Origin of the sequence: Streptomyces anandii JCM 4720 (assembly GCF_014650655.1) — a bacterium.
In the GTDB taxonomy this organism is placed as follows: Bacteria; Actinomycetota; Actinomycetes; order Streptomycetales; family Streptomycetaceae; genus Streptomyces; species Streptomyces anandii.
Genome location: NZ_BMVJ01000006.1, coordinates 28806 through 35177 on the forward strand (window position 1 = coordinate 28806; position 6372 = coordinate 35177).

7 protein-coding genes and 1 pseudogene are annotated in these 6372 nt (G+C 72.5%); 4 read left to right on the top strand and 4 right to left on the bottom strand.

Annotation, left to right across the window (positions count from 1 at the left end; all coding sequences use genetic code 11):
• Positions 1–335 (bottom strand): annotated as a pseudogene (locus IE249_RS37095) (hypothetical protein); the annotation flags it as partial.
• 80 nt (positions 336–415) lie between these two features.
• On the opposite strand from IE249_RS37095, the gene IE249_RS12940 reads away from it, so the two are divergent.
• On the top strand, positions 416–610 hold the full coding sequence (locus IE249_RS12940) for a DUF3046 domain-containing protein (protein WP_189704958.1): 195 nt from the start codon (positions 416–418) through the stop codon (positions 608–610).
• Positions 611–669: 59 nt separating this feature from the next.
• Entirely contained in the window at positions 670–1974 is a 1305-nt protein-coding gene (locus IE249_RS12945; protein WP_189704959.1) for an AI-2E family transporter, read from the top strand.
• Between the two features lie 15 nt (positions 1975–1989).
• Here IE249_RS12945 and IE249_RS12950 read toward each other — a convergent pair whose 3' ends face one another.
• The gene (locus IE249_RS12950; protein ID WP_189704960.1) at positions 1990–2784 is read right to left on the bottom strand and encodes a hypothetical protein; all 795 of its coding nucleotides are present in this window, start codon (positions 2782–2784) and stop codon (positions 1990–1992) included.
• 324 nt (positions 2785–3108) lie between these two features.
• Between IE249_RS12950 and recA the strand changes: the two genes are divergently transcribed.
• Together recA and recX are read left to right on the top strand one after the other, a co-directional pair.
• Positions 3109–4227 carry a recombinase RecA gene (recA, locus tag IE249_RS12955; RefSeq protein ID WP_189704961.1) on the top strand — a complete coding sequence of 373 codons (1119 nt, stop codon included), beginning with the start codon at positions 3109–3111 and terminating at the stop codon, positions 4225–4227.
• A 2-nt stretch (positions 4228–4229) separates the two neighbouring features.
• Positions 4230–5282, top strand: a complete 1053-nt coding sequence (gene recX / locus IE249_RS12960) for a recombination regulator RecX (protein WP_189704962.1) — start codon at positions 4230–4232, stop codon at positions 5280–5282.
• Between the two features lie 51 nt (positions 5283–5333).
• Here recX and IE249_RS12965 read toward each other — a convergent pair whose 3' ends face one another.
• Together IE249_RS12965 and IE249_RS12970 are read right to left on the bottom strand one after the other, a co-directional pair.
• A complete protein-coding gene (locus IE249_RS12965; protein WP_189704963.1) occupies positions 5334–5732 on the bottom strand; it encodes a rhodanese-like domain-containing protein in 399 nt (132 codons plus the stop codon).
• Positions 5729–6334: a cupin domain-containing protein gene (locus IE249_RS12970; protein ID WP_189704964.1), complete on the bottom strand. Its 606-nt coding sequence runs from the start codon at positions 6332–6334 to the stop codon at positions 5729–5731. The genes IE249_RS12965 and IE249_RS12970 overlap by 4 nt, the downstream gene beginning before the upstream one ends.
• Positions 6335–6372 lie beyond the last annotated feature (38 nt).

The following is a 6372-nucleotide window of genomic DNA, read 5'->3' on the forward strand; positions in this document are numbered from 1 at the left end:
GTGGACACCGAGGTCAGATAGCGGCACACGCGCTCCACCCGCTGTCCGCCGCAGCGCCCGACGGAGTCCAGCACGTGCAGCGCGCGTGCGGTGTGCAGCGGCTGGCTGACGGGGCCGCGCAGATCGGGCTCCAGCGCGTGGCCGTACCCGCCGTCCTCGTTGCGGTAGGCGTCCAGCGCGGTCTCCACCGGGTCCGCGGCGCCGTTCAGGAAGTGGTGTGCGAACAGCCGCTGCTCCAGCACGCGCGCGGTCAGCCACACGAAGTGCTCGGCGCGGAACAGCGGGGAGGACGCCCGGGGCGGCGGGGGGAGTGCGGAAGCTCCTGTCTCGGCCATGCGTCAGACCGTAGGGCGGAAAGCGGTTCCGGCAGGCGGAGCCGGTCAGGGGTCACCCTCAGGGGCGGGATACTGGGGTCATGCGGTTGACGGTCTTCTGGGAGCGGATGGCGGAGCACTTCGGCACGGGGTACGCCGAAACCTTCGCGCGCGACCACGTGATGTCGGAGCTCGGCGGGCGCACGGTGCACGAGGCGCTGGCGGCCGGCTGGGAGGCCAAGGACGTGTGGCGCGTGGTCTGCCAGGTCATGAACGTCCCGGGGGAGAGGCGCTGACCGGCGGCGAGGCCCCGCACCCGTACCCGGTTGTCGGTGGCATGGGCGAGACTTGCACCGTGGCACCCACTGACGAGACCGGGCAGACGGCCCCGCAAGCACCCCCGTTCGGTACGACGCCGCCGCCCCGGTCCCCGGCCGAGGGCGCCGTCGGGCCGGGCGCCCGCATGCCCCGCTGGCTGCCCCGGGCCATGGTGCTCGCGCTCGGTCTCGTCGCCGCGTTCCAGTTCGGCAGCTGGGCCTTCCACCAGCTGACCGGGCTGCTGATCAACGTCCTGATCGCGTTCTTCCTGGCCCTGGCCATCGAGCCCGCGGTGAGCCGCATGGCCGCGCGCGGCATGCGCCGGGGACTGGCCACCTTCCTGGTGTTCCTGGGCCTGACGATCGCCGTGGCCGGGTTCGTCACGCTGCTCGGCTCGATCCTCGCCGGCCAGATCATCAAGATGGTCGAGGGCTTCCCCGACTACCTCGACTCCGTCATCAACTGGATCAACACCACCTTCCACACCGAGCTCAGACGGGTGGACGTGCAGGAGGGCCTGCTCCACTCCGACTGGCTGCGCAGATACGCGCAGAACAGCGCCGCGGGCGTGCTCGACGTCTCCGCGCAGGTGCTCGGCGGGCTGTTCCAGCTGCTGACGATCGGGCTGTTCTCGTTCTACTTCGCCGCCGACGGCCCCCGGCTGCGGCGCACCGTCTGCTCCGTGCTGCCCCCGGCCCGCCAGACCGAGGTGCTGCGCGCGTGGGAGATCGCCGTCGACAAGACCGGCGGCTATCTGTACTCGCGCGGTCTGATGGCGCTCGTCTCCGGGGTGGCCCACTACATCCTCCTGCAGGCCCTGGGCGTGCCGTACGCGCCCGTGCTGGGCGTGTGGGTGGGGCTGGTCTCGCAGTTCATCCCCACCATCGGCACCTATCTCGCGGGTGCGCTGCCGATGCTGATCGCGTTCACCGTCGACCCGTGGTACGCGCTGTGGGTGCTGGTCTTCGTCGTGATCTACCAGCAGTTCGAGAACTACATGCTCCAGCCCAAGCTGACCGCGAAGACCGTCGACATCCATCCCGCGGTCGCCTTCGGGTCGGTCATCGCCGGCACCGCCCTGCTCGGTGCGGTCGGCGCGCTGATCGCCATTCCCGCGGTCGCCACCCTCCAGGCGTTCCTGGGGGCGTACGTGAAGCGGTACGCGGTCACGGACGATCCCCGGGTCCACGGTCACCGCAGACGTGTAACGGCACCGGGCGGCCTGCTCGCCCGCGCGGGTCGGCTGTGGACGGCGCCGCGGCAGCGGACCGCGGCCGACGAGGCCGGGCGTGAACCGGCGGTGGCGGAGGACGGGTCCACAGGAGAACGGCCCGGCGTTTAGGACGCGGCGGGCGGCTCAGTACCCGAGGGCGGCCCACACGCCCGCACCGGCGACGGCCGCGGCGTAGGCGAGGACCGCGCCGGTGACGATCCACCGCCGGACCGGCTCGCTCCAGGACGTGCGGGAGAGCAGCCAGGCCAGCGCGGGCAGTACCAGGACCGCGTGCAGACTCACCCCGTGCAGCGGCTTGAGCGGGGCCGTCGAGTGGTACGCCGCCTGCTGGTGCCCGGTGCGGGTCAGCACCACACCGCGCGCGATCATCGCGGCGCCGGAGACCAGGGCGACGAGCAGGACGGCGAACCCGGCGCGCACCGCGAGCGCCATGCCCGCCGGCCCGGCCGGCCGGTGCCGGAAGGACGCGACCGCGAACACGGTCAGGACCACCACGAGCACCCCGCCGCCCGCCGCCAGCGTCATCGACACCGCCGTGTCGAAGGGCGTCTCCATGTCCAGGTGCGAGGGCACCCCGCGCCACGCCTGCAGAGTGATGCCGCCGACCTCGACCACGCAGTCGGCGGCGAACACCCCGAGCAGCAGGGCGCGCGTCCGCGCCCCGAGCCGCACGTACGACGTGACCCAGGTGACCGCGAGCAGCGTCGCCCCGAAGGACAGCCCGAAGGTGACCGGCTTGCGCCAGGAGACGGGTCCGTACCACGGGCCGCCGTCGACCGCGAACACCACCAGGTGTGCCAGGCCCGCCAGGACGAGCAGAAGACCGGTCGTCAGGCACAGCCGTTCGGCGGGGCGCAGGGCGCGGGCGCGCGCCGGCAGGGCCGGCGGGCGGCGCACGGGCGTCGTGGAGGGATCCATGGGGCAAGCCTCGCGACGGCGGCCCGGCCGGTCGTCGTCCGGGCGGAGGCACCCTCCGTACCCCGCCAGGAGTAGGTGGGACGGGGCCCGCCGGTGCCGCACCGACGGCACCCTCCCGTGCCGCGTGGTGCGCTTGACACGGAAATCGAACATCCATTCTTATGGGAGCTCCGGCAGGGTTCAACCGAGGGGATTTCGCCCAGTTTTGACTGGAAAAGTCCCTGGGTTATCCACAGGCCGGACGGACGTCGAGGCGCATTGTCAGTGGCAGGCGTTAGCGTCTTTGGCGTGAAGCGATCGACTCAAGCAAATCGGGTGGAACCCATGGCAGGCACCGACCGCGAGAAGGCACTCGACGCCGCGCTCGCACAGATTGAACGGCAATTCGGCAAGGGCGCGGTCATGCGCATGGGCGAGCGGTCGAAGGAGCCCATCGAGGTCATCCCGACCGGGTCGACCGCGCTCGACGTCGCCCTCGGCGTCGGCGGCCTGCCGCGCGGCCGCGTCGTCGAGATCTACGGCCCGGAGTCCTCCGGCAAGACGACCCTGACCCTGCACGCCGTGGCGAACGCGCAGAAGGCCGGCGGCCAGGTCGCCTTCGTGGACGCGGAGCACGCCCTCGACCCCGAGTACGCGCGCAAGCTCGGCGTCGACATCGACAACCTGATCCTGTCCCAGCCGGACAACGGCGAGCAGGCGCTGGAGATCGTGGACATGCTCGTCCGCTCCGGCGCGCTCGACCTCATCGTCATCGACTCCGTCGCCGCGCTCGTCCCGCGCGCGGAGATCGAGGGCGAGATGGGCGACAGCCACGTGGGTCTGCAGGCCCGACTGATGAGCCAGGCCCTCCGCAAGATCACCAGCGCGCTCAACCAGTCGAAGACCACCGCGATCTTCATCAACCAGCTGCGCGAGAAGATCGGCGTGATGTTCGGCTCCCCGGAGACCACGACCGGTGGCCGGGCCCTGAAGTTCTACGCCTCCGTGCGCATCGACATCCGCCGCATCGAGACCCTGAAGGACGGCACGGAGGCGGTCGGCAACCGCACCCGCTGCAAGGTCGTCAAGAACAAGGTCGCCCCGCCCTTCAAGCAGGCCGAGTTCGACATCCTCTACGGCCAGGGCATCAGCCGTGAGGGCGGCCTGATCGACATGGGTGTGGAGCACGGCTTCGTGCGCAAGGCCGGCGCCTGGTACACGTACGAGGGCGACCAGCTCGGCCAGGGCAAGGAGAACGCGCGCAACTTCCTCAAGGACAACCCCGACCTGGCCAACGAGATCGAGAAGAAGATCAAGGAGAAGCTGGGCGTCGGCGTGCGGCCCGAGGAGCCGGCTGCCGAGCCGGGTGCGGACGCCGCCGTCTCGGCCACCGCGGACGACGCCAAGGCGGCGCCGGCGGCTGCCAAGGCCACCAAGCCCAAGGCCGCCACTGCCAAGAGCTGACCGTGACGCGACGAACCGACTGGCCCGAGTACGAGGACGAGGACGGGTACGCCGCCTCCGGTGCCCCACGGGGGAGGGGCACCGCGGGCGACCCCGGCCCCGGCCCGGGTGCGAGCGCGGGGGACGAGCGGACGTACGGGCACGGGGGCTCCCGCGGCCTTCGCGGGCGCGGCCCGGCCCGGCGGCCTCGCGCGGCCGGGGGACCGGACGGTGAGGACGCCTCCTTCACGGAAGGCCCGTTCGCGGAGGGGCCCTTCCCGGCGGATCCGTTCGCGGAGGACGCCTTCGCGGGCGACCCCTTCGCGGAGGACGAGCCGACCGGTGGGTACGGCGGGGATCGGCCGGTCCGCGGGCGGGGGCGCGGTGCGGGTGGAAGGCGCGGCGCCGACGGCGCCGGTTCTGGTGACGCGGGTGCGGGTGGCGGCCGCCGAGGCGGTTCGCGTGACGGCGGGCCGTACGGCGGGCGAGGGCGCCGTCGGCGGGATTCCGGCGAGGCGTCCACCGAGGACGGGGGCACCTCCTCCTTGTCGAGGGCCGAGCGGGGGGAGCCTCCGGGGGACCCGGTGGAGCGGGCGCGGGCGATCTGTCTGCGCCTGCTCACCGGGACCCCGCGCACCCGCAAGCAGCTCGCGGACGCCCTGCGCAAGCGGGAGATCCCGGAGGAGGCGGCTCAGGAGGTGCTGTCGCGGTTCGAGGAGGTAGGACTGATCGACGACGGCGCGTTCGCGGACGCCTGGGTGGAGTCCCGGCACCACGGACGCGGACTGGCCCGGCGCGCGCTCGCCCGGGAGCTGCGGACCAAGGGCGTCGACGCGGCGCTCATCGACGAGGCGGTCGGGCAGCTCGACGCCGAGCAGGAGGAGGCCACCGCGCGCGAGCTGGTCGCCCGCAAGCTGCGCTCCACCCGCGGCCTCGACCGCGACAAACGGATACGCCGCCTCGCCGGCATGCTCGCCCGCAAGGGCTACTCCGAGGGCCTGGCCCTGCGGGTGGTCCGCCAGGCGCTGGAGGAGGAGGGCGAGGACACGGACTTCCTCACGGAAGAGCAGTTCTGAGGCGGCGTCCGCAGGGGAGGCAGTGAGCAATGAGCCGGAAACAGGAACGCCCTACGAGACCACTGGCAGTCCCGCCTCCCGCCATGCCTGGAAGCCGCCCACCAGATCGGTCGCCCGGTGCAGCCCCAGCTGGTGCAGCGAGACGGCCGCCAGACTCGACGCGTAGCCCTCGTTGCAGATGACGACGACGCGCAGGTCATGACCGGTGGCCTCGGGGACGCGGTGGCCGCCCCGCGGGTCCAGCCGCCACTCCAGTTCATTGCGCTCGATGACGAGGGCGCCCGGGATCAGGCCGTCGCGGTCGCGCAGCGCGGCGTACCGGATGTCCACCAGCAGGGCCTCGCCGGCCCGGGCGGCGGCGTGCGCCTCGGGAGCCTCGACGCGCTCGTAGCCCTGCCGGACCTGTTCCAGCAGTTCGTCGATTCCGGCCGTCGGTCGTTTCTCGCTCAACTCCAGTCCTCCGGGCGCTCGACCTGCTCCAGGCGCAGCGTCCGGCCGGTGCGGCTGTAGCGGCGGATCCCGGGCAGCGGTGGGTAGTAGGCGTGCACGGACACCGCGTGCCCGTCAGCGGACTCGTTGAACACCTCGTGGACGTGATGCCGGCCGAAGGCGCGTCCACGGCCGGCCGGCAGCCGCCGCGAGCGGTCCACGTCGTCGGTGAGTTCGAGGGTCTTCCAGCCGTCGCTGGGCAGCCTGGCGGCGAGCGAGTTCTCCGTCAGCTCGCCGGAGGCGGTGAAGAAGGCGCCCACCGAGTCGGCGTGGTCGTGCCAGCCGGTGCCGGTGCCGGGCGGCCAGCCGATCAGCCAGGCCTCACTGCCGCCGGGCCCCTCCAGCCGCACCCAGGTACGGCCCTCCGGGTCGAGCGGAAGAGAGGCGATCAGCTCGGCGTCGGCCGCGACACGCCGGACGAACTCGAGCAGTTCGGCCTGCGTCGGCCCCGGAGAGGAGAGCGAGGACACGGCGGGAGAGGGCGCGGAGGAAGAGGGCGCGGAGGAAGAGGGCGCGGAGGAAGAGGGCGCGGAGGAAGAGGGCGCGGAGGAAGAGACAGACATGTACACCGTCCTGAGGAAGCGTTCGCGACGGGCGCGCG

Excerpts from the sequence above, each read along its gene's own strand:
- IE249_RS12940 (WP_189704958.1), top strand. The coding sequence starts at position 416 with ATGCGGTTGACGGTCTTCTGGGAGCGGATGGCGGAGCACTTCGGCACG.
- IE249_RS12950 (WP_189704960.1), bottom strand. The coding sequence starts at position 2,784 with ATGGATCCCTCCACGACGCCCGTGCGCCGCCCGCCGGCCCTGCCGGCG.
- recA (WP_189704961.1), top strand. The coding sequence starts at position 3,109 with ATGGCAGGCACCGACCGCGAGAAGGCACTCGACGCCGCGCTCGCACAG.
- IE249_RS12970 (WP_189704964.1), bottom strand. The coding sequence starts at position 6,334 with ATGTCTGTCTCTTCCTCCGCGCCCTCTTCCTCCGCGCCCTCTTCCTCC.